The following is a 20,250-nucleotide window of genomic DNA, read 5'->3' on the forward strand; positions in this document are numbered from 1 at the left end:
GCAAAAAGCGACAACAACATCAGCCAGAACAAGGAGAGTGGACATGCCTTTCGTACCTGTTGCAGAGCTCAAGGACTACATTGGCAAGGAGTTGGGACATTCCGAATGGCTGACCATCGACCAGGAACGCATTAATTTATTCGCTGAAGCCACGGGCGATTACCAGTTCATTCACGTCGATCCGGTCAAAGCTGCGCAGACGCCATTTGGCGGGACCATCGCCCACGGTTTCCTGTCGTTATCGTTGATTCCCAAGTTGATGGAAAACCTGCTGGTGCTGCCTGACGGTTTGAAAATGGTGGTCAACTATGGGCTGGACAGCGTTCGCTTCATTCAGCCGGTCAAAGTCGATTCACGCGTTCGTCTAAAAGTCGCGCTGACTGAAGTCACCGAGAAAAAGCCCGGTCAATGGCTGCTCAAAGCCACGGCCACACTGGAAATCGAAGGGCAGGAAAAGCCCGCATTCATTGCCGAACCTTTGTCGTTGTGCTTCGTGTAAAACGGCCAAAACACGAAACAGTCGTTACAGACTGTTTCGTCACTAATACTCGCTGCGGCATACTCCCTGCGGCTGTGCACATAACGCCACCTGATCGTCACTTGCACGCCTGAAATCATCTTGCTCAGGATTGACCATGCGCGCGCTTGTTCCTTTGGCTCTGACTTTTCTTCTCGCTGCTTGCGGAGAGGGCGAACCGCTGTCCCCTCCTGACGCGCGCCTGCCAGACGGTGGACGCTATCGCGGTGACGTGGTCAATGGCCTGCTACAGGGCCAGGGCCGCATCGACTACCCCAACGGTAGTTGGTACAAGGGAGAATTTCACGACGGACTGTGGCAGGGCCACGGCGAATGGCACGCGAGTAATGGCGACACCTATAAAGGTGGCTTCGCCAACGGTCTGTTCGACGGTGAAGGCACACTGATTACTCACGGTGGTGTCTACGTCGGAGGTTTCAAACAGGGACGCCGCGAAGGTGAAGGCACACTCAAAGAGAAGGGCCTGACTTATCGCGGGGCCTTCAAGGCTGACCAGTACGAAGGGTTAGGCCGTATCGAACTCGAAGACGGCAGCCAGTACCAAGGCATGTTTGCCCGCGGCAAGCCCAATGGCGAAGGTCTGCGCAGCGACGCCAGCGGTAACCAGTTCAGCGGCAAATTCGTCAACGGCAAGCTGGAAGGCAACGGCAGCTTTACCAGTGCCGAAGGCGATCAGTACGTCGGCGGCTTTCGTAACAACCAACTGGATGGCCGCGGCCGCTACGAAAATAGCGATGGCGACGTGTGGGTGGGCCAGTTCAGAGCGGGCGCGTTAAACGGCAAAGGCGAGTTGATCGGTGCAGATGGCAGCCGCTACCAAGGGGAATTCACTAACTGGCGCTTTACCGGCCAGGGCCGCTTGAGGCTGGTGGATGGCACGACTTACGTTGGGCAATTCGCCGATGACGTCTATCAGGGCCAAGGCGTTCTGACTCCGATTCAGGGCAGCGTCCAAAGCGGCACGTGGGCCAACGGACAATTGCTCCGCGACGCCAAGGGCAAACTGCTGCCCGATACGCTGGAGGCTGGCTTGCTGGCCCAGGGCCCGCTACTGGAAAAATCTCTCGCTGCGGTACCGGCCTCAACGCCATCAGTAGAGCTGTTCAGCCTGGTGGTGGGCGGCGACGGCAAACAAAGCGTGTTCCTGCGCGAAGCCGACTACGTCAACAATTTGCTGGCCTCACGCTTCGGCGCTTTTGGGCAGATTACGCTGGTCAACCATCGCGACCACATGATTGATCGTCCTCTGGCCACTCGGGAAAGCATCAGCCGCGCAGTGAAAACCCTGGCACAACGCAGTGGCCCGGAAGATCTGGTGTTCATTTACCTGACCAGCCACGGCACTTCCGAGCATGAACTGGTACTCGATCAGCCTCGTCTGGAACTGGCCGACCTGCCCGCCGACGAACTGGCTGAAGCACTGGCCCCCTTGAAGAATCGCGACAAAGTCATCGTCATTTCAGCCTGCTACTCCGGCGGCTTCATCCCGGCACTGAAAGACGAGCGTACGCTGATCATGACCGCCTCCCGTGCTGACCGGGTTTCCTTTGGCTGCTCGGAAGAAGCGGACTTCACTTATTTTGGCGATGCACTATTTGCCAAGGCGCTGGTCGAAACCGATGACCTGCAACAAGCTTTCAGCGACGCCAAAACTTTCGTCGCAGAGCGTGAGATAGCAGATAACTACGAAGCGTCTGAGCCGCAGATCTGGGCACCCAAGGGCGTGATTTCCCGCTGGCAATTGCTGCGCAAGAACCAGGCGGAACGGGCCCTGAACACCGCGATGATCCGCAAGGAAGCGAAGACTGCTGCAAGCCACTAAGCTGTCGGTATCAAGGGAGAATGCTATGTACTTGACGCCTCAACACATCCTGCTTGCGGGAGCTACCGGTCTCACTGGCGAACACTTGCTGGATCGCCTGCTCAATGAACCCACCATCAGCCGCGTATTGGCACCGACGCGTCGGCCAGTGCCCGAGCATTCACACCTGGAAAACCCGGTCGGCGATCTGAGCGGGCTGTTGCCTGGCTTGAGTGGCCAGGTCGATATCGCGTTCTGCTGCCTGGGTACGACGATCAAACAGGCAGGGTCACAGGAAGCATTCAAAGCGGTTGATCTGGATCTGGTCGTGGCGTTCGCCAAGCGCGCGCGAGAGCTCGGCGCGCGGCATTTGCTGGTTATCAGTGCCATCAATGCTGATCCGAAATCCAGCGTGTTCTACACCCGAATCAAAGGTGAGATGGAACAGGCGCTCATCGCTCAGGACTGGCCACAACTGACCATCGCCCGCCCTTCCCTGCTGGTGGGCAACCGCAGCGACCAGCGTCTGGCGGAACAACTTGCAGCGCCGCTGGCCAAGTTGATCCCCGGCAAATACGGCGCGATTGAAGCGTGCACGTTGGGCAGAGCGCTATGGCGTCTGGCGCTTGAAGAGCAATCCGGAGTGCGGATTGTGGAGTCGGATGAGCTGCGGCGGTTGGGGAAGTGAAGCCTCGGGAAGTTTCCCGGCGGACATCAATGTGGGAGCGAATTCATTCGCGAATGCAGTATCAGAGGCGATAGCTTTGTATCGGTTGTACGGACCTCTTCGCGAATGAATTCGCTCCCACCGGGATCAATGCTTGCAGGCCAACATAGAATCTCCCACAGGGCTAATCCAACAAGGGCTACAACCCACCACTCGCCTGAAAGCCCACTCCTGCGGCGGTCAATAGAGACAGTGGCAGCAGCAACGTATCGAGCAACGCGCTGGCCGGAAGGTCCAGCCCTGGATAGCTTGGCGCATGCGCACCAAAGCGGTCCATTGCACAGCAGCCACCTTGCATCGCATACAAATCCAGCCGCGTGCCGGCATACACCACTGGCGCGCCGGGCTGTGCTGCATTGAGCGTACGGGCGGTAGCGCAGCCCGTCAGGCTCAACGCCAGCGCGATCAGCAGCAGCTTATTCATCGCCGCCCATGTGATGCTCACCCCAGCGTGGCAGCATGTCTTGCGGAATGTTGAGCAGGTTGAGAATCCGCGCCACAACGAAGTCCACCAGATCATCAATGGTCTGCGGCTGGTGATAAAAGCCCGGCGAAGCAGGCAGAATCACCGCCCCCATGTTCGACAGCTTGAGCATGTTCTCCAGGTGAATGCTGGAAAACGGCGCCTCACGCGGGACCAGAATCAACTGCCGACGCTCCTTGAGGGTCACGTCGGCGGCGCGCTCGATCAGGTTGTTGCAAGCGCCGGTCGCAATGGCCGACAACGAGCCGGTGGAACACGGCACCACCACCATTGCGGCGGGCGAGCCGGAGCCTGAAGCCACCGGAGACATCCAGTCCTCTTTGCCATACACCCGAATCTGCCCCGCTGCAGCGCCGGTGTACTCGGTGAGGAAGGCCTGCATCATCGCCGACTTGGGCGGCAGCGAAACGTCGGTCTCCGTCGCCATCACCAACTGCGCGGCCTTGGAGATCAGGAAGTGCACTTCGCGATCTTCACGCACCAGACAGTCCAGCAGGCGCAAGCCGTACTGCGCGCCGGACGCACCGGTCATCGCCAGGGTAATGCGCTCCGGGCCGCTCATTGCAGCGCCTCGGCGAGTTTGCCGTGCAGGCCGCCGAAGCCGCCGTTGCTCATGATTACCACGTGTGTACCGGGCTGAGCCTGGCTTTTCACACGAGCAATAATGCCCTCAAGAGAATCACAGACCACTGCCGGTACTGAACACTGCGCCGCGGTTGCGCCTAGGTCCCAGCCGAGATTGGCCGGTGCGTACCAGACCACCTGATCAGCCTGCTGCACGCTTTCCGGCAAACCGTCGCGGTGAGCGCCGAGCTTCATGGAGTTGGAGCGCGGCTCAATGATCGCGATCAAGGGAGCATCACCGACTTTCTTGCGCAAGCCGTCCAAAGTGGTGGCGATGGCGGTCGGATGGTGAGCGAAGTCGTCGTAGATGGTGACGCCGTGCACTTCTGCAACTTTCTCCATGCGACGTTTGACGCTTTTGAATGCACTCAAGGCTTCGACGCCCAGCGCAGGTACGACGCCAACATGGCGTGCAGCTGCAAGCGTAGCCAAGGCATTCGCAACGTTGTGCTGACCGGTCATGTCCCAGTCCACCGTACCCTGCACTTCGCCTTCGAAGATCACTTCAAACTGCGAACCGTCCTCGCGCAACAAACGCGCTTGCCACTGACCGCCCTGGCCGGTGGTTTGCACCGGCGTCCAGCAGCCCATTTGAACCACGCGGGTCAGCGCAGGCTCGGTCGTCGGATGAATGACCAGGCCTTCGCTTGGGATAGTCCGCACCAAATGGTGGAACTGGCGTTCGATAGCAGGCAGATCGGGGAAGATGTCAGCGTGATCGAACTCAAGATTATTGAGGATCGCGGTGCGTGGACGGTAATGAACGAACTTGGAGCGTTTGTCGAAGAAGGCGCTGTCGTACTCGTCGGCTTCGACCACGAAGAACGGCGTGCCGCCCAACCGGGCCGACACCGCGAAGTTCTGCGGTACACCACCAATCAGGAAACCGGGGCTCATGCCCGCATGTTCCAGCACCCAGGCGAGCATGCTGCTGGTGGTGGTCTTGCCGTGGGTGCCCGCAACCGCCAGCACCCAACGGCCTTGCAGCACGTGATCGGCCAGCCATTGTGGGCCGGACACATACGGCAAACCTTTATTGAGCACATATTCGACGGCAGGGTTGCCACGCGACAGCGCGTTGCCAATCACCACCACATCCGGCGCAGGGTCCAGTTGCGCCGGGTCGTAACCCTGCGTCAGCTCGATGCCCTGAGCCTGCAATTGCGTGCTCATCGGCGGATAGACATTGGCGTCGGAACCGGTCACCCGATGTCCCAACTCTTTGGCGAGCACCGCCAGAGAACCCATGAACGTGCCGCAAATACCAAGGATATGAATATGCATGACCACCTCTTAAAACATCCGCGCAGGTTAGCTCACAGAGGGTGAAATGGCACTTAGTATCAACACCCGGTAGGAGCGCGCTTGCCCGCGACAGCATTGTGTCGGCCTACACACATGTCGAAGTCGAAATTGCATCGCGGGCAAGCGCGGTCCTACAAAAGCGTATTTGCGCCCTTTGCTCTACGCTTGAACAACCGCACGATTCAGAGCTACTGTCTTGTCAGCTCTCCCAACAACAAAAAATCAGGAGAAATCACCATGCGTTACGCACATCCCGGCACTGAAGGCGCTCTGGTCAACTTCAAGGAGCGCTACGGTAACTATATTGGCGGCGAGTTCGTTGCGCCGGTCAAAGGTCAATATTTCACCAATACCTCGCCGATTACCGGCAAGCCCATCGCTGATTTCCCGCGCTCTACGGCCGAAGACATCGACAAAGCCCTGGACGCTGCTCATGCCGCTGCCGACGCCTGGGGATCGACCTCTGTTCAGGCGCGCTCACTGACCCTGCTGAAAATCGCCGACCGTATCGAGCAGAATCTCGAAATCCTGGCGATCACTGAAACCTGGGACAACGGCAAGGCCATCCGCGAAACCCTGAACGCCGACATTCCGCTGGCAGTCGATCACTTCCGTTATTTCGCAGGCGTACTACGCGCTCAGGAAGGCACCGCAGCCGAGATTGACGGCAATACTGTGGCTTATCACATTCATGAACCGCTGGGCGTGGTCGGGCAGATCATCCCCTGGAACTTCCCGATCCTGATGGCCGCCTGGAAGCTCGCTCCAGCCTTGGCTGCCGGTAACTGCGTCGTCCTCAAACCGGCCGAACAAACCCCGCTGGGTATCAGCGTGCTGGTTGAACTGATCGGCGACCTGCTGCCGCCCGGCGTACTCAACATCGTGCAGGGTTATGGCCGTGAAGCGGGCGAAGCCCTGGCCAGCAGCAAGCGCATCGCCAAGATCGCCTTCACCGGCTCGACCCCGGTGGGTTCGCACATCATGAAGCTGGCGGCGGATAACATCATCCCGTCCACCGTTGAGCTGGGCGGCAAGTCGCCGAACATCTTCTTCGAAGACATCATGAACGCCGAGCCCGAGTTCATCGAAAAAGCCGCTGAAGGCGTGGTGCTGGCGTTCTTCAATCAGGGCGAAGTTTGCACTTGCCCTTCCCGCGCGCTGGTACAGGAGTCGATCTACCCGCAGTTCATGGAAGTGGTGATGAAGAAGGTCCTGAAGATCAAGCGCGGCGACCCGCTGGACACCGACACCATGGTCGGTGCGCAAGCTTCGCAGCAGCAGTTCGACAAAATCCTCTCTTATCTGGAAATCGCCCAGGGCGAAGGTGCCGAGCTGCTGACGGGTGGCAAGGTGGAGAAACTGGAAGGCGATCTGGCAACCGGTTACTACATCCAGCCGACGTTGCTCAAAGGCAACAACAAGATGCGCGTGTTCCAGGAGGAAATCTTCGGCCCGGTGGTCAGCGTTACGACCTTCAAGGATGAAGCCGAAGCAGTGGCCATCGCCAACGACACCGAGTTCGGTCTGGGTGCAGGGCTATGGACCCGGGACATCAACCGCGCCTACCGCGTGGGCCGTGCAATCAAGGCCGGTCGCGTGTGGACCAACTGCTATCACCTGTATCCGGCGCACGCGGCGTTCGGTGGCTATAAGAAGTCCGGTGTTGGCCGCGAAACCCACAAAGTCGCGCTTGAGCATTACCAACAGACCAAAAACCTGCTGGTGAGCTACGACACCAATCCGCTGGGCTTTTTCTAAGACGGGTTGATTGACTGCCAATGGCCTCTTCGGAGGCCATTGGTGTTTTTGGAGCCACCCCCAATCCCTGTGGGAGCTGAGCTTGCTCGCGATAAGGCTGGATGCGATCTGAAGTGAACCGTGTCCAGCCTTATCGCGAGCAAGCTCAGCTCCCACAGGAAGGATTGCATTCCAGTTCACAGAGAGCTTAACGCCCCAAAACAGTTCACAAAACGCCGCCACCCACTGCATTCACGACACGCCGCCCCCGGCAATTGGCGCCTTGGGCCATGATGGAGTATTAATTGCTTACTTTGCTGCCTTCGCCCCGTATTTGAACCGGGGCGTCACGGAGATTCTGTATGGCAAGCTTTTCCCACTCCGTCGGCGCACAGACGTATCGCTTTGATAGCCTCAAAGACGTTATGGCAAAGGCCAGTCCAGCGCGCTCCGGGGATTTTCTGGCGGGCGTAGCGGCGTTGAATGATGGCGAGCGAGTTGCCGCGCAAATGGCGCTGGCTGATATTCCCCTCAAGCACTTTCTTGAAGAAGCGCTGATCCCGTATGAGCAAGACGAAGTCACCCGACTGATCATCGACACTCATGACACACTGGCTTTCGCCCCCGTCAGCCATCTGACCGTCGGCGGTTTTCGTGACTGGTTGCTCAGCGACAAAGCCGACGAAACCAGCCTGCGCGCCCTCGCCCCCGGTCTGACACCGGAAATGGCCGCTGCTGTGTCTAAGATCATGCGCGTTCAGGACCTGGTACTGGTGGCGCAGAAGATTCGTGTGGTCACAAAGTTTCGCGGCACCCTGGGCCTGCGCGGTCGCTTATCAACCCGCCTGCAACCCAACCACCCTACCGATGAGCCTTCCGGTATCGCCGCGAGCATTCTCGACGGTCTGCTATACGGCAACGGCGACGCCATGATCGGCATCAACCCGGCGACTGACAGCACCTCATCCATCGTCGCTCTGCTGGAGATGCTCGACGCAATTATCCAGCGCTATGAAATCCCGACTCAGGCTTGTGTACTGACACACGTCACCACTTCGATTGAAGTCATCAATCGTGGCGTACCGGTGGACCTGGTCTTCCAGTCGATTACCGGCACCGAAGCGGCCAACTCCAGTTTCGGCATCAACCTCAATCTGTTGCAGGAAGGTTATGAAGCGGGGTTGAGCCTCAATCGCGGCACGCTGGGCCAGAACCTGATGTATTTCGAGACAGGTCAGGGCAGCGCACTGTCGGCCAACGCCCATCACGGCCTCGATCAACAAACCTGCGAAACCCGCGCCTACGCCGTGGCCCGGCACTTCAACCCGTTTCTGGTCAACACCGTGGTCGGCTTCATCGGCCCGGAATACCTCTACAACGGCAAACAGATCATCCGCGCCGGGCTTGAAGATCACTTCTGCGGCAAGCTGCTGGGTGTGCCCATGGGTTGCGACATTTGCTACACCAACCACGCCGAAGCCGATCAGGACGACATGGATACCCTGCTGACGCTGTTGGGCGTGGCGGGCATCAATTTCATCATGGGCATCCCCGGCTCTGACGACATCATGCTCAACTACCAGACCACCTCGTTCCACGACGCACTCTACGCCCGGCAAACACTGGGCCTGCGTGCAGCACCGGAATACGAAGCCTGGCTGGAAAAAATGGGCATCTTCACCCAGGCCGATGGCCGTATACGCTTCGGTGACAGCCTGCCGCCGGCCTTTCGCAACGCCTTGGCGCATCTGGCATGAGTGACGAGTTGATGGACGATCTCCCCGAAAGCAAACCCGACAACACGCCAAACCCGTGGCTGGAACTGCGCCGCCTCACCCCCGCGCGAATCGCCCTGGGTCGCACCGGCACCAGCCTGCCCACCAGTGCGCAACTGGATTTCCAGTTTGCCCACGCGCAGGCTCGGGATGCCGTGCATTTGCCGTTCGATCACGCAGCGCTCAGCGAACAATTGACCGCTAAAAATCGCGAGACCCTGCATTTACACAGCGCCGCAACCGACCGCGACAGCTACCTGCAACGCCCGGACAAGGGCCGTCGTCTGGACGAGGCTTCCGCGCAAACCCTTCGCGATTACGCAGCGGCACATCCCGGCGGGATTGATGTGGCTGTAGTGGTCGCCGATGGATTGTCGGCTCTGGCCGTACATCGCCACACGGTGCCGTTTCTGGCGCGCATGGAAGAACTGGCCAGCGCCGAAGGCTGGACGCTTTCACCGGTGATTCTGGTGGAACAAGGCCGGGTCGCGATTGCTGACGAAATCGGCGAATTGCTCGGGGCGAAAATGTCGGTGATCCTGATCGGCGAACGTCCCGGCCTCAGCTCGCCAGACAGTTTGGGGCTGTATTTCACCTACGCCCCCAAAGTCGGTCTCAATGACGCGCACCGCAATTGCATCTCGAATGTACGACTTGAAGGGCTGAGTTACGCAATGGCCGCGCATCGTCTGCTTTACTTGATGCGAGAGGCCTGCACGCGGGGTATATCCGGGGTCAATCTCAAGGACGACGCGCAACTCAACAGCCTGGAATCCGATGAGCCGTTGAACACGAAAGGCAACTTTCTACTGGCAGGGCCATCGGACTGAGCATTAGATTGCGCTTTCTAAACTCATTCGGCAGCATCGGGCGGCAAGCCTGATGGAACATTTGTCATCGAGAAGTTGAGGCCCAACCATGCGGATCGTTAAAGCCACACTGGAACACCTGGACCTGCTAGCCCCGCTATTCGTCAAATACCGCGAGTTCTATGGCGAACTGCCATTTCCGGATTCGTCCCGCGCCTTCCTCGAAAAACGCCTGAGCCGGGATGAATCAGTGATCTACCTAGCGCTGGCTGCCGACGATGACAAAAAGCTGCTGGGCTTTTGTCAGCTTTATCCGAGCTACTCATCGCTGTCACTGAAACGCGTGTGGATCCTTAACGACATCTATGTGGCTGAGGATGCCCGTCGCCAACTGGTGGCCGACCACCTGATGCGCACCGCAAAGAAAATGGCCAAAGACACCCAGGCCGTCCGCATGCGCGTCTCCACCAGCAGCAACAACGAAGTGGCGCAAAAGGTATACGAATCCATCGGGTTTCGCGAAGACACCCAGTTCAAGAATTACGTCCTGCCGATCAGTGAGGATTGAAACGCCGCAATTCCGTAGGAGCTGCCGAAGGCTGCGAAGCATTTATCCTGACACGCAGCCATCGCAGCCTTCGGCAGCTCCTACAGACTACTTACTCGCCACACGACAGCGCGGGATCTGCATGATTGCCGCGAATACAACTGATCCTGAGAACCCAATCCCCCTCCCCACCCATTCTGCTTCTATAATCCCGCCGCAACCTCCTCAGTAGTTACTTCCGCACGTGACCCGGTCTGGGTCTCCGCTATTGGTGCCATACATGGATTTCAATCCGCTCGACCTGATTCTGCACTTGGATGTGTACCTCGATTTACTCGTAACCAACTACGGCACCTGGGTCTACGCGATCCTGTTTCTGGTGATTTTTTGCGAAACCGGTCTGGTGGTCATGCCGTTCCTGCCGGGTGATTCGTTGCTGTTCATTGCTGGCGCGGTAGCCGCCGGTGGCGCCATGGATCCTGTATTGCTGGCATGCCTGCTGATGGCGGCGGCGATCCTTGGTGACAGCACCAACTACATCATTGGCCGCACCGTAGGGGAAAAACTCTTCCAGAACTCTAACTCGAAGATTTTCCGCCGCGACTATCTGGTCCGTACTCACGAGTTCTACGACCGCCATGGCGGCAAGACCGTCACCCTCGCGCGCTTCCTGCCGATCATTCGCACCTTCGCTCCGTTTGTCGCGGGCGTCGGCAGAATGCATTACCCGCGTTTCCTCGGTTTCAGCATTCTGGGCTCAGTGTTATGGGTCGGCAGCCTGGTCACCCTCGGCTACTTCTTTGGCAACGTACCATTCATCAAGAAGAACCTGTCGGTATTGGTGCTGGCGATCATCGTGATCTCGCTGCTGCCAATGATCATCAGCGTGGTACGCGGTCGCATGACTCGCTCGGCGGACGCCCGCTAAGGGATGTGGTCGTTCAGCCAATGGCGTCGGCAACGCAGGCTGGCCAAGAGCTCCGTTGCCGCCGAGTTGTGGCAGCGGGTGCGTCAGGGTTTGCCAATCCTCGATGGCCTGAGCGCCGAGCAAGACGCCCTGCTGCTTGAAAATAGCGTGCTGTTCCTGCAAGACAAGCACATCACCTGCCTGCCGGGCGTTGAGCTCAGTGACGAACAGCGCCTGCATCTCGCCGCGCAGGCGCAACTGCCATTGCTCAACCTTGGCGACCTGAACTGGTATCAGGGCTTTCACGAACTGGTGATCTACCCCGACGACTTCGTCAGCCCGCAGCGCCATCGCGATCCCAGCGGCATCGAACACGAATGGGACGGCGAGCACAGCGGCGAAGCCTGGCAGCAAGGCCCGGTGATCCTCGCCCTGCCCGGCGTGTTGTCCAGCGGCAACTGGGAGCCGTACAACCTGGTGATCCACGAACTGGCGCACAAACTCGACATGCTCAACGGCGACGCCAACGGCCTGCCGCCGCTGCACGGCGACATGCAGGTCAGCCAGTGGGCCAGTGTCATGCAACACGCCTATGACGACATGAACCGCCAGCTCGATGCAGATCCGGACATCGAAACCGCCATTGACCCCTACGCCGCCGAAGACCCGGCGGAGTTTTTCGCCGTGACCAGCGAATACTTCTTCTGCGCACCGGATCTATTGGTTGATGCTCACCCGGCGGTCTATCAGCAGCTCAAAGCCTTCTATCGCCAGGACCCGCTCAACCGCCTGCAAAACCTGCAGCGTGATGAACCTTCCTACCAGAATCAGGACTAACCCCTGCAGGCTGCCACGCGTGGCAACACCAACAGAATATGCCTATAATCCGGCCCACTTTTTGGCGTAACCAGCCAAAGCCGTCTGGTCAATCAAGGGGGGCAATGCCCAATGAGCTACAGCAAGATTCCGGCGGGTAAAGACCTGCCGAACGACATCTACGTCGCGATCGAAATTCCGGCCAACCACGCGCCGATCAAATACGAAATCGACAAAGATTCCGATTGCCTGTTCGTTGACCGTTTCATGGCGACGCCGATGTTCTACCCGGCCAACTACGGTTTCATCCCGAACACCCTGGCTGACGACGGTGACCCCCTCGACGTGCTGGTTGTAACCCCTTACCCGGTTACCCCAGGTTCGGTTATCCGCGCCCGTCCAGTCGGCATCCTGCACATGACCGACGACGGCGGCGGCGATGCCAAAGTCATCGCAGTCCCACACGACAAGCTGTCCCAGCTGTACGTCGACGTGAAGGAATACACCGACCTGCCTCCACTGCTGCTGGAGCAGATCAAGCACTTCTTCGAGAACTACAAAGATCTCGAGAAAGGCAAATGGGTGAAAATCGAAGGCTGGGGTAACGCAGACGCCGCCCGTGCCGAGATCACCAAATCGGTTGCTGCCTACAAAGGCTGATCGATTGCTGCATCGTCAACGGAGCATCTGCAACAGATGCTCCGTTAACATCCCTCGCAAAACCCTCCGATTCTTTAAAACGCTCCCGGCAAACATTCATGCCGATTGATCGTTCTGCGAAAACAATCATTTTTTTCAGTAAACACCCGCCAAACAAACAACTCCCCCCGTTAAACCCGATAAACAGACCTCCAGGCCTGCCATTGCGCGCTGAACTAAATCCGCACTGTTTACCCGCCACAAACCAATGACAGAAGCGCCCTACAAAACCCGTCAAACCCTGTAATCCCGGGGCTCGCAGGACAATTAGACACACCGCTCATTTGAACACCTCGTTTATTTAAACCCGCTAACGAGCGCCGTAAACTCGGGGTCATGAATACATCAGGTGATCGACTACGCGCCCTCCTGCGGGAGTGCCACCTCTCAGCCACGGACTTCGCCGCCAACCGGAAGGTCACGCCTCAGCATGTGAACAACTGGTTCAAGCGGGGCATCCCCATGGCCCGTCTGGACGAAGTGGCTGAACTGTTAACCGTCAACGCACGGTGGCTGCGCACGGGCGAAGGCCCCAAGCATCCGTGCGACTCGGCCAATGAAAACAATGGCGGCGACAGCGGCGCGTCCCGCCACTCCAACCGCAGCTCGCTGCGCAGCGACGTGGAAGTGCCGGTCTATAAGGAAACCGAATCGGACACCGGCGACACCCTTATCGCTGAAGCCCCCGGCAAGAAAATCCGCCTGCCGCTGCATGTGCTGCAAAGCATGAATATCAACATCGACAACGCCATCTGCGTCGCCATGATCGGCAACAGCATGGCCGACAAGATCCAGGACGGCTCCGTACTCGGCATCGACCGCGGCCTGACCCGAATCATCGACGGCGAAATGTACGCCCTGGAACACGGTGGCATGCTGCGCGTGAAATACCTCTACCGCCTACCCGGCAACGGCCTGCGCCTGCGCAGCCACAACAGCGCCGAATACCCAGACGAACTGTTCTCAGCCGAACAGATCGAGCAGCAAGGCATCCGCGTACTGGGCTGGGTGTTCTGGTGGTCGACGCTGAACACGCGGCGGCATGGGATAGCGTTTCGGTGAGGGTGGTGATCTGTTGGAGCGAGCAGGCGGCAATCCGACTTGCCAGCAAACCTGTGGGAGCTGAGCTTGCTCGCGATAGTAGCGCTGCGGTTTGAAGTCATACCGCGTTATCGTTTATCGCGAGCAAGCTCGGCTCCCACAGAACCGTGACCATCCTGAGATTCCTTTACCTCGCATGCCTGTCGGGATGATTGCATTCTGTGGGCGAGGCTTGGTCTGGGCGGCATTCCGACGATAAGGCTGGACGCTGTCACCTGAAATCCACGGTGCACTTAACCAACCAGCGTCAGGCAAGCGTGATGTCGGACATCCACAATGCCAAGTCAAAGTGTTTCAAGACTGGGCAAGCGCCGCGAACATCAGTATCCTCTGCGCCATCCCGGCCCGAAGCACACAACGCCTCGACGCCGACGGTTACGCCCAGACTCAAACCTGGTCAGCGTCACCATCCTAATTAGCGCCACTCGCTGAGCGCACCTGTTAAAGGCGAGCACGGTTTGCCAAAAACAAACCAAGTTCGTCCTTGAGAAGCCGGCCACAAGCCGGCTTTTTAGTGCCTGGAGAAAAGTCATGCAGGTTGTCTCGACGGGAAAATGCCTGCACTCCCACTTTCCAAACCCCAATAAAAAACCCGCCGAAGCGGGTTTTTTGTCCAGTACCATTCCAACTCCCTGTCGGCAGTATCCTTTCATGGTCGATCATCCTTGATCCTGACGGGCTTCCTGCTCGTCAGTGGTTGAATACAAGACTATGCCTGTCGGGCAGGTCTGCAAATGGCAGTTTTTCTCTATAACGTGTAAGCGTTTGGCTATGCGTGGATTGAGACTTACGTCAGGCCCCAATGACAACCAATCAACCGGCAAATGCGGAGTCTGAATAAGCATCCAGACCAAGCCTTCTCGCCTGGCAAGCAACGCCCGGCGAAACGAAAAATCCGCGTAATCCATGAACAGCCGAGCCAAGTGATTCAGCGTGGCCTCCTCTGCTTCGCTGCCGACGCAAAGTCGAAACTCTGGGCGCGTTTGTTTTGCTTGGGGAGGTCTTCCCAGCTTGTCATGATGCAGGCGTACATCGCGGTGACGACTTGGAGTTTGGTGAGGTTTTCAGGAGGTGAAGCGGATACAGTGCAGTTCATAAATGGCTCGAGTCCTTGTAATTGCGAGCCGATTTTTCGATGATTCTGCCTTGATTACCACACGCTATAGCACGCACTTGCCTGGTTTGTGGTGCATTAAGTTAACAAGCAGTCTCCCGCTAAGACGCGCCCTTAACCACCCTTCCCCGCTGACAATCCTCCGGCCCAAGACGTCGCCCTTCCGCAGACCGAACCTCCAGCGTCACCACCGGCTGCTCACGCGCTTTGTCCAGCAGCACCGAATGCATTTCACCCGTCTGGAACAGGTGCTGCTCTCCCCACTGGCGCATCGAGACGACGATAGGAAAGACCGCACGGCCGCGCTCAGTAAGGACGTATTCCTTGTAAGCGCTGCCGTCTGAGGCGGGGTGGATTTCGAGAATCTGCAGTTCGACGAGGGTTTTCAGGCGTGCGGCGAGGATGTTTTTAGCCATGCCGAGGTTTTTCTGAAACTCGCCGAACCGTCGAACGTTGTCGAAGGCGTCGCGGATGATGAGCAGCGACCAGCGATCGCCGATGGCTTCCAGGGTTCTTGCCACTGGGCATTCGTCGCCCTGGACAGGTGAATGATTCGCCATTTTGGATTCCCGATCAGGCATCAGAGGAAGTCTCGCCAGCAGCAACGCTGTGCAAAACTGGTTGCAGATTAAAACCGGCCTTGGTAGAAATCAACGAAGTAGTTTTCAATTGAAACCGGAATCAGCATCAAGGATGGATCCATGGCCTCCAATATCAATGCCGCAAGCGAGCTCGACTCTTGTGAAGCCCGGTCGGAGAGCACTCCCGAGCTATCTCCAGCATTGACGCTGCTGTTGTCGGTCACCTGCGCACTGGCCGTTGCCAATGTCTATTTCGCGCAGCCGTTGCTTGATTCTATGGCTCAAAGCCTCGGCGTCGACCCAGGCATGATCGGCATCGTGGTCACCGCCACTCAGGTTGGCTACGGCGTGGGTTTGGTTTTTATTGTGCCGTTGGGTGATCTGATCAATCGCAAGGCTTTGATCCTGACTCAAGTGTTGCTGTCGGCTGTTGCGTTGATAGTGGTCGGGTCTGCTCAGCAATGGTCGGCCTTGCTGGGTGCGATGATTTTGGTCGGTCTAATGGCGGTGGTTGTTCAAATGGTCGTGGCTTATGTCGCTGCGCTGGCAACGCCATCACGACGCGGGCAGGCCGTTGGCACGGTAACGAGCGGGATTGTCTTGGGCATCCTGCTTGCGCGTTTTACATCAGGGCTTATTGCTGATATGGCCGGGTGGCGGGCGGTTTATTTTGTTTCCGCGGGGTTGATGCTGACCCTGACCGTTGTGCTGTGGAGGGCTATCCCGAGCAAAGGTTTACCACGTGTTGAAAGCACGTATCTAAAGCTTCTGTTGTCGACGTTCACACTTTTTGTCACCGAACCGGTTTTAAGGATCAGGGGTGTTTTTGCGCTGCTGATCTTTGCTGCGTTCAGTGTTCTGTGGACAGCAATGGTGTTGCCGCTGAGTGCGCCGCCTTTGAGTCTTTCGCATACGCAGATTGGCTTGTTTGGCCTCGCAGGGATAGCGGGCGCGTTGGCGGCATCGAGGGCTGGTCGCTGGGCCGATCAGGGCTTGGAACAGCGCATTACGGGGATTGCTTTGGCATTGCTGGCGCTGTCCTGGATCCCTATCGCGTTCGCGGAAACATCGTTGCTCGCGCTGATCGTCGGAGTGGTCGTCCTGGACTTCGCAGTGCAGGCGGTGCATGTCACTAATCAGAGTCTGATATTTGCGGCAAGGCCCGACGCGCAAAGTCGGCTGGTCGGTGCTTACATGTGTTTTTACTCGCTTGGAAGTGCGCTAGGGGCGGTTGCGGCCACCCAGGTTTATGCACGTTGGGGCTGGGTAGCGGTGTGTTTGTTGGGGGGCTCAATTAGTGTTGTGGCGCTGGGGTTTTGGTTGTGGACGCGGGTTGTGAGGCGTTCATGATTAGCCGCTTTAGAGGGGGAGATAGATTTGCCCGCGACCAGGACGACGCAAACAGGCGGATATTCCGCGTTATCGTTCATCGCGGGCAAGCCTCGCTCCCACAGGTTCTGCGCAAACCGTAAGACCCGCTTTAGCCGGTCCTATGTCACCGTTATCAGACGCCTTCCATCTCCGCCGATGCCTCAATCTCCGCCGTCTGATACTGAAGCAGCGGGATGTCCACCAACGCCACTTGCGACGGCGAGAAGTGGTTTTCTTCTTCCGAATCCCTTGTGCTCAAGCTGATACCCAGCGGCATGCCAGCGTAGGCGTCCAGCACGAGGTTGTAGATGTCGGCGTTGGCGGCGCGCACGTTGGCGGTTGTGCCGCTTGCGAGATGGACGTGGGTATCGCTGATCAAGTGCATGACTTTCGCGCTGGTCAGATCATGCTGGGCGATCAGCGTATGAATCACCTGTTGGGCCACCAGTGAGTTGTTGGTGTCGAACGCAAGTTCGTCGGTGAAGTATTCACCAAGTGCGCGATAGAGCTCCGGTGTCAGGCCTTGTTCGCTGTCCCAGCCGAGTTGCCAGGCGTCGTCTTCCGGGCGGTCTGCGGCGTCGTCGAGCAGGCGGATGCGTCGGATCAACGCGGGATTGATCAGCAGCTTTCGGTTGTTAAGGGTGCTGACCACCAACCACTGTGGCTCTGCATGCTCAATGCTCAGCGAGTCGGTAATCTGGGAATATTCCGCGAAGGTAACGGGATACCAGGTGCAATTGGTTTCACCGGGAAGCAGCAAACCCATGCGGCCCCAGAAGCCGTCGAAGATGGCATCGTCGCCCGGCACCCAATGTTGGGACGTGATTCTTCGGCCGCTGGTGGCGAAGTCCATCAAGTCATCAACGTTGGTGCCCAGCAGCGTGGCGATATCTCTCAAGGCCGGAACGCCGGGCTCTGCCTCGCCGCTTTCCCACTGCCCGACAACCTGTTCGGACACCCCCAGTGCCTTGGCAAAATCGGCCATCGGCACGCCTAAAGTGGTGCGTAATTCTTGTATGCGCTGCATGGCTTACTCCAACCGTTAGTTCTTTCAGATTCAGATGCTGAGCCAGCAGGTGACCGGTGCGTCAGCATCTATCGGATGGAGAAATTAGCGGGAGTGAGCAGGCGCGTTCGGGGAGAGGGTTTATGGGAGGCGTAGTTGATTACGCAAAGGGCTGACGGAAGATTCTTACAAGGCGGAACGACAGGCCATGTTGGCCTGCCAGGCAGCCCCACCAATCACTGAATGGATGCGATTCCCATGTGGGAGCAGAGCTTGCTCGCGATGAACGATGACACGGTCCGTCTGAAACAACGAGGTGTCTGCATCGCGAGCAAGCTCTGCTCCCACAAAGATCTGTGTTTCAGCGCGCCCCCTGTGGGAGATTCTATGTTTGCCTGCAACCGCTGATCCCGGTGGGGGCGAATTCATTCGCGAAGAGGCCGGTACATTCGCCGCCTTATTTACAGCCTGGAATACCGCCTTCCCGAATGAAGTAGAACGCCACCCGGTCTGTCCCACGGGTCGATCATGAATTTAAGATCAGCGCCAACCTGTGGGAGCGAGGCTTGCCCGCGATAAGGCTAGACGCGATACACCTGATATTTGCGGTGTCCTTATCGCGGGCAAGCCTCGCTCCCACAGGGGTTCAATGTTCAGCTTGAGATTGCGGTATCAGCCAGGGCTAAATCCCCACCTTCCCCTCTTTCACCGCCTCGCCATTCATCACTACCGTCAACCAAGGCAGTTGATAGATCCGCACGGGCTGGGTTTGGGACAGCACGTTGAGCATGCCGGGTACGTCGTCGAGGTTGAATACGCCGCTGACGGCGGTGTCGGGCAAGGTGCCAGCGACGACCAGTGAGCCGGGCATGTAGCGTTCGATGTCGGCAAAAACTTCGGTCAGCGGGCGGCTGTTGAAGATCAGTTTGCCGCGTTGCCAGGCGGCCGCGGTGGTGGTGTCCAGGGGGCTGGTGGTGGACGGAGGGGAGCCGCTTTCGAACTCGAGTTGCTGGGCCACTTTCAGGGGGACGGCTTCGCCGCCTGAAGAGACTTTGACTTCACCTTCGGTGACGCCGACGCGGACACGCTGGCTCTGGCGGTCGACGTCAAAGCGGGTGCCAACAGCCTGCACGCTGCCGCCAGAGGCCTGGACAACGAAGGGCCGGTTGGCGTCTTTGCTGACTTGAAACAGTGCTTCGCCTTTGAGCAGACTGATGTCGCGACGGTTAGCCGAGTAATGCACGGACAACGCTGTGGCGCTGTTCATCCAGACCTGGCTGCCGTCTTCGAGGGTGAGCATTTTGCGCTCGCCGACTGCGGTGGTGTGGTCGGCGAAATAGATCTGAACAGGTTCTGTAAAACTGGTCAGCGCCAACGCGCCCAACCCGGCAGCCAGTGCGACCCAACGCAAAGGACGGCGCTGCGGCGGGGCTGGGGGCACGAAGACTTCAGCGGTCCGGGTCTTCGGGATGGCCTGCCACATCTGTTCGGCCAGCTTGGCGGCGGCTTCATGCGCAGGGCTTTGCTGACGCCAGCGGGCGAACGCGGCGTGCTCCGATTCGCTGGCACTGCCCGAGGCCAGCCGCACCCATTGTTCAATGGCCTGATCTTCCAGCTCAACGTTGGGCATTGCGTGGTTCATAGGCTCGGTCATGGTGATGGGCTCGAAGAAGCCGCCAGAAGAGAGTGCATTGCGATCATTCTAAATGCACTCCGACTGGCGTAGCCAATCCCGACAATGGCGCATGGCCTGGACAATGTATTTGCCCACCGAGCTTTCCGATACCCCCAGACGTGTAGCGATCTGCGCGTGGGTCATGCCTTCGAGGCGATTAAGCAACAACGCCAGCCGTGCATTGCTTGGCAAGAGGTGCAGCGCCTTGTCGAGCTGCTCGACGGCTTCGGTCGCCAGAAACGAGCGTTCCGGCGATGCCATCGGGTCGCAGAAGTCCTCATCCAGGTCATCGGCCTGCAATGCGGAGCGCCGTTGTTCCTGACGTAAACGGTCAATGGCCAGATTGCCCGCCACCCGAAATACAAAGGCCCGAGGCTCCAGAATCTGCGCCGTATCGGACAGACCTGCCAGCCGCAAATAGGTGTCCTGGGCCACATCGGCGGCCTTTTCCACATTCCCCAGACGACGTGCGAGAAAGGCCAACAGGTCGCTGTAATGCTCCTGAAAGACTGTCAGCAAGTGATTTGAGTTGGGTGAAACAGACATTCGGACTGCCCCGGCTGGTAAGGCATGCATCCTATCTCAACTGAGAACAGTTATCATCAATATCTCCCGCCAAGCCGGTTTTCATCT

The 20,250-nt window shown here is 58.2% G+C and carries 20 protein-coding genes; 12 read left to right on the top strand and 8 right to left on the bottom strand.

The window, feature by feature from the left end; translation table 11 throughout:
• Positions 1–43 precede the first annotated feature (43 nt).
• From KDX30_RS09855 to KDX30_RS09865, 3 genes are all read left to right on the top strand, one after another.
• Positions 44–499, top strand: coding sequence for a MaoC family dehydratase (locus KDX30_RS09855; RefSeq protein ID WP_027897918.1), 456 nt, complete (start codon positions 44–46; stop codon positions 497–499).
• Between the two features lie 136 nt (positions 500–635).
• Positions 636–2,360 (top strand): C13 family peptidase, encoded by a 1,725-nt coding sequence (locus KDX30_RS09860; protein ID WP_231675636.1) that lies wholly within the window; start codon positions 636–638, stop codon positions 2,358–2,360.
• A gap of 25 nt (positions 2,361–2,385) precedes the next feature.
• Positions 2,386–3,027 (top strand): oxidoreductase, encoded by a 642-nt coding sequence (locus KDX30_RS09865; RefSeq protein ID WP_099268213.1) that lies wholly within the window; start codon positions 2,386–2,388, stop codon positions 3,025–3,027.
• A 178-nt stretch (positions 3,028–3,205) separates the two neighbouring features.
• Here the strand turns inward: KDX30_RS09865 and KDX30_RS09870 are convergent, their stop codons facing one another.
• The 3 genes from KDX30_RS09870 to mpl are packed head-to-tail and all read right to left on the bottom strand — an operon-like array spanning position 3,206 to position 5,458.
• Complete coding sequence (locus KDX30_RS09870) at positions 3,206–3,490, bottom strand: YceK/YidQ family lipoprotein (protein WP_027897915.1); 285 nt, start codon at positions 3,488–3,490, stop codon at positions 3,206–3,208.
• Entirely contained in the window at positions 3,483–4,112 is a 630-nt protein-coding gene (gene ubiX, locus KDX30_RS09875) for a flavin prenyltransferase UbiX (RefSeq protein WP_027897914.1), read from the bottom strand. Before ubiX ends, KDX30_RS09870 begins: the two co-directional genes overlap by 8 nt.
• Positions 4,109–5,458, bottom strand: a complete 1,350-nt coding sequence (gene mpl, locus KDX30_RS09880) for a UDP-N-acetylmuramate:L-alanyl-gamma-D-glutamyl-meso-diaminopimelate ligase (RefSeq protein WP_231675637.1) — start codon at positions 5,456–5,458, stop codon at positions 4,109–4,111. The genes ubiX and mpl overlap by 4 nt, the downstream gene beginning before the upstream one ends.
• Before the next feature lie 258 nt (positions 5,459–5,716).
• On the opposite strand from mpl, the gene exaC reads away from it, so the two are divergent.
• The 8 genes from exaC (at position 5,717) to KDX30_RS09920 (ending at position 13,831) form a co-directional block, all read left to right on the top strand.
• Positions 5,717–7,237, top strand: coding sequence for an acetaldehyde dehydrogenase ExaC (gene exaC / locus KDX30_RS09885; RefSeq protein WP_099268211.1), 1,521 nt, complete (start codon positions 5,717–5,719; stop codon positions 7,235–7,237).
• Positions 7,238–7,578: 341 nt separating this feature from the next.
• Positions 7,579–8,973, top strand: a complete 1,395-nt coding sequence (locus KDX30_RS09890) for an ethanolamine ammonia-lyase subunit EutB (protein ID WP_231675638.1) — start codon at positions 7,579–7,581, stop codon at positions 8,971–8,973.
• 11 nt (positions 8,974–8,984) lie between these two features.
• A complete protein-coding gene (gene eutC, locus KDX30_RS09895; RefSeq protein WP_164706192.1) occupies positions 8,985–9,821 on the top strand; it encodes an ethanolamine ammonia-lyase subunit EutC in 837 nt (278 codons plus the stop codon).
• A gap of 88 nt (positions 9,822–9,909) precedes the next feature.
• Positions 9,910–10,368: a GNAT family N-acetyltransferase gene (locus tag KDX30_RS09900; RefSeq protein WP_027898136.1), complete on the top strand. Its 459-nt coding sequence runs from the start codon at positions 9,910–9,912 to the stop codon at positions 10,366–10,368.
• A gap of 259 nt (positions 10,369–10,627) precedes the next feature.
• Complete coding sequence (locus KDX30_RS09905) at positions 10,628–11,275, top strand: DedA family protein (RefSeq protein ID WP_231675639.1); 648 nt, start codon at positions 10,628–10,630, stop codon at positions 11,273–11,275.
• A 3-nt stretch (positions 11,276–11,278) separates the two neighbouring features.
• Complete coding sequence (locus tag KDX30_RS09910) at positions 11,279–12,091, top strand: M90 family metallopeptidase (protein ID WP_231675640.1); 813 nt, start codon at positions 11,279–11,281, stop codon at positions 12,089–12,091.
• Positions 12,092–12,202: 111 nt separating this feature from the next.
• The gene (ppa, locus tag KDX30_RS09915; RefSeq protein WP_003317259.1) at positions 12,203–12,730 is read left to right on the top strand and encodes an inorganic diphosphatase; all 528 of its coding nucleotides are present in this window, start codon (positions 12,203–12,205) and stop codon (positions 12,728–12,730) included.
• A 375-nt stretch (positions 12,731–13,105) separates the two neighbouring features.
• Positions 13,106–13,831, top strand: a complete 726-nt coding sequence (locus tag KDX30_RS09920; RefSeq protein WP_231675641.1) for a LexA family transcriptional regulator — start codon at positions 13,106–13,108, stop codon at positions 13,829–13,831.
• A gap of 480 nt (positions 13,832–14,311) precedes the next feature.
• Here the strand turns inward: KDX30_RS09920 and KDX30_RS09925 are convergent, their stop codons facing one another.
• Together KDX30_RS09925 and KDX30_RS09930 are read right to left on the bottom strand one after the other, a co-directional pair.
• The gene (locus KDX30_RS09925) at positions 14,312–14,533 is read right to left on the bottom strand and encodes a hypothetical protein (protein WP_164706189.1); all 222 of its coding nucleotides are present in this window, start codon (positions 14,531–14,533) and stop codon (positions 14,312–14,314) included.
• Positions 14,534–15,085: 552 nt separating this feature from the next.
• On the bottom strand, positions 15,086–15,544 hold the full coding sequence (locus KDX30_RS09930; RefSeq protein ID WP_231675642.1) for a winged helix-turn-helix transcriptional regulator: 459 nt from the start codon (positions 15,542–15,544) through the stop codon (positions 15,086–15,088).
• 141 nt (positions 15,545–15,685) lie between these two features.
• Here KDX30_RS09930 and KDX30_RS09935 point away from each other — a divergent pair, with 141 nt between their 5' ends.
• Complete coding sequence (locus KDX30_RS09935; RefSeq protein WP_231675643.1) at positions 15,686–16,915, top strand: MFS transporter; 1,230 nt, start codon at positions 15,686–15,688, stop codon at positions 16,913–16,915.
• 154 nt (positions 16,916–17,069) lie between these two features.
• On the opposite strand, the gene KDX30_RS09940 is transcribed toward KDX30_RS09935, so the two are convergent.
• From KDX30_RS09940 to KDX30_RS09950, 3 genes are all read right to left on the bottom strand, one after another.
• Entirely contained in the window at positions 17,070–17,963 is an 894-nt protein-coding gene (locus KDX30_RS09940; protein WP_231675644.1) for a helix-turn-helix domain-containing protein, read from the bottom strand.
• Between the two features lie 661 nt (positions 17,964–18,624).
• Positions 18,625–19,596: a FecR family protein gene (locus KDX30_RS09945; RefSeq protein WP_231675645.1), complete on the bottom strand. Its 972-nt coding sequence runs from the start codon at positions 19,594–19,596 to the stop codon at positions 18,625–18,627.
• A 48-nt stretch (positions 19,597–19,644) separates the two neighbouring features.
• The gene (locus tag KDX30_RS09950; RefSeq protein ID WP_027902034.1) at positions 19,645–20,163 is read right to left on the bottom strand and encodes a sigma-70 family RNA polymerase sigma factor; all 519 of its coding nucleotides are present in this window, start codon (positions 20,161–20,163) and stop codon (positions 19,645–19,647) included.
• Positions 20,164–20,250: the final 87 nt, after the last annotated feature.

The organism is Pseudomonas quasicaspiana, from assembly GCF_021147825.1.
Lineage (GTDB): Bacteria > Pseudomonadota > Gammaproteobacteria > Pseudomonadales > Pseudomonadaceae > Aquipseudomonas > Aquipseudomonas quasicaspiana.

Bases quoted from the DNA above. Each gene is read 5' to 3' on its own strand.
- eutC (WP_164706192.1), top strand. From the start codon at position 8,985: ATGGACGATCTCCCCGAAAGCAAACCCGACAACACGCCAAACCCGTGG.
- ppa (WP_003317259.1), top strand. From the start codon at position 12,203: ATGAGCTACAGCAAGATTCCGGCGGGTAAAGACCTGCCGAACGACATC.
- ubiX (WP_027897914.1), bottom strand. From the start codon at position 4,112: ATGAGCGGCCCGGAGCGCATTACCCTGGCGATGACCGGTGCGTCCGGC.
- KDX30_RS09925 (WP_164706189.1), bottom strand. From the start codon at position 14,533: ATGATCGACCATGAAAGGATACTGCCGACAGGGAGTTGGAATGGTACT.
- KDX30_RS09940 (WP_231675644.1), bottom strand. From the start codon at position 17,963: ATGCAGCGCATACAAGAATTACGCACCACTTTAGGCGTGCCGATGGCC.
- KDX30_RS09930 (WP_231675642.1), bottom strand. From the start codon at position 15,544: ATGGCGAATCATTCACCTGTCCAGGGCGACGAATGCCCAGTGGCAAGA.
- mpl (WP_231675637.1), bottom strand. From the start codon at position 5,458: ATGCATATTCATATCCTTGGTATTTGCGGCACGTTCATGGGTTCTCTG.
- KDX30_RS09920 (WP_231675641.1), top strand. From the start codon at position 13,106: ATGAATACATCAGGTGATCGACTACGCGCCCTCCTGCGGGAGTGCCAC.
- KDX30_RS09860 (WP_231675636.1), top strand. From the start codon at position 636: ATGCGCGCGCTTGTTCCTTTGGCTCTGACTTTTCTTCTCGCTGCTTGC.
- KDX30_RS09870 (WP_027897915.1), bottom strand. From the start codon at position 3,490: ATGAATAAGCTGCTGCTGATCGCGCTGGCGTTGAGCCTGACGGGCTGC.
- KDX30_RS09910 (WP_231675640.1), top strand. From the start codon at position 11,279: ATGTGGTCGTTCAGCCAATGGCGTCGGCAACGCAGGCTGGCCAAGAGC.
- KDX30_RS09865 (WP_099268213.1), top strand. From the start codon at position 2,386: ATGTACTTGACGCCTCAACACATCCTGCTTGCGGGAGCTACCGGTCTC.
- KDX30_RS09935 (WP_231675643.1), top strand. From the start codon at position 15,686: ATGGCCTCCAATATCAATGCCGCAAGCGAGCTCGACTCTTGTGAAGCC.
- KDX30_RS09900 (WP_027898136.1), top strand. From the start codon at position 9,910: ATGCGGATCGTTAAAGCCACACTGGAACACCTGGACCTGCTAGCCCCG.
- KDX30_RS09890 (WP_231675638.1), top strand. From the start codon at position 7,579: ATGGCAAGCTTTTCCCACTCCGTCGGCGCACAGACGTATCGCTTTGAT.
- KDX30_RS09855 (WP_027897918.1), top strand. From the start codon at position 44: ATGCCTTTCGTACCTGTTGCAGAGCTCAAGGACTACATTGGCAAGGAG.
- KDX30_RS09945 (WP_231675645.1), bottom strand. From the start codon at position 19,596: ATGACCGAGCCTATGAACCACGCAATGCCCAACGTTGAGCTGGAAGAT.
- KDX30_RS09950 (WP_027902034.1), bottom strand. From the start codon at position 20,163: ATGTCTGTTTCACCCAACTCAAATCACTTGCTGACAGTCTTTCAGGAG.
- KDX30_RS09905 (WP_231675639.1), top strand. From the start codon at position 10,628: ATGGATTTCAATCCGCTCGACCTGATTCTGCACTTGGATGTGTACCTC.
- exaC (WP_099268211.1), top strand. From the start codon at position 5,717: ATGCGTTACGCACATCCCGGCACTGAAGGCGCTCTGGTCAACTTCAAG.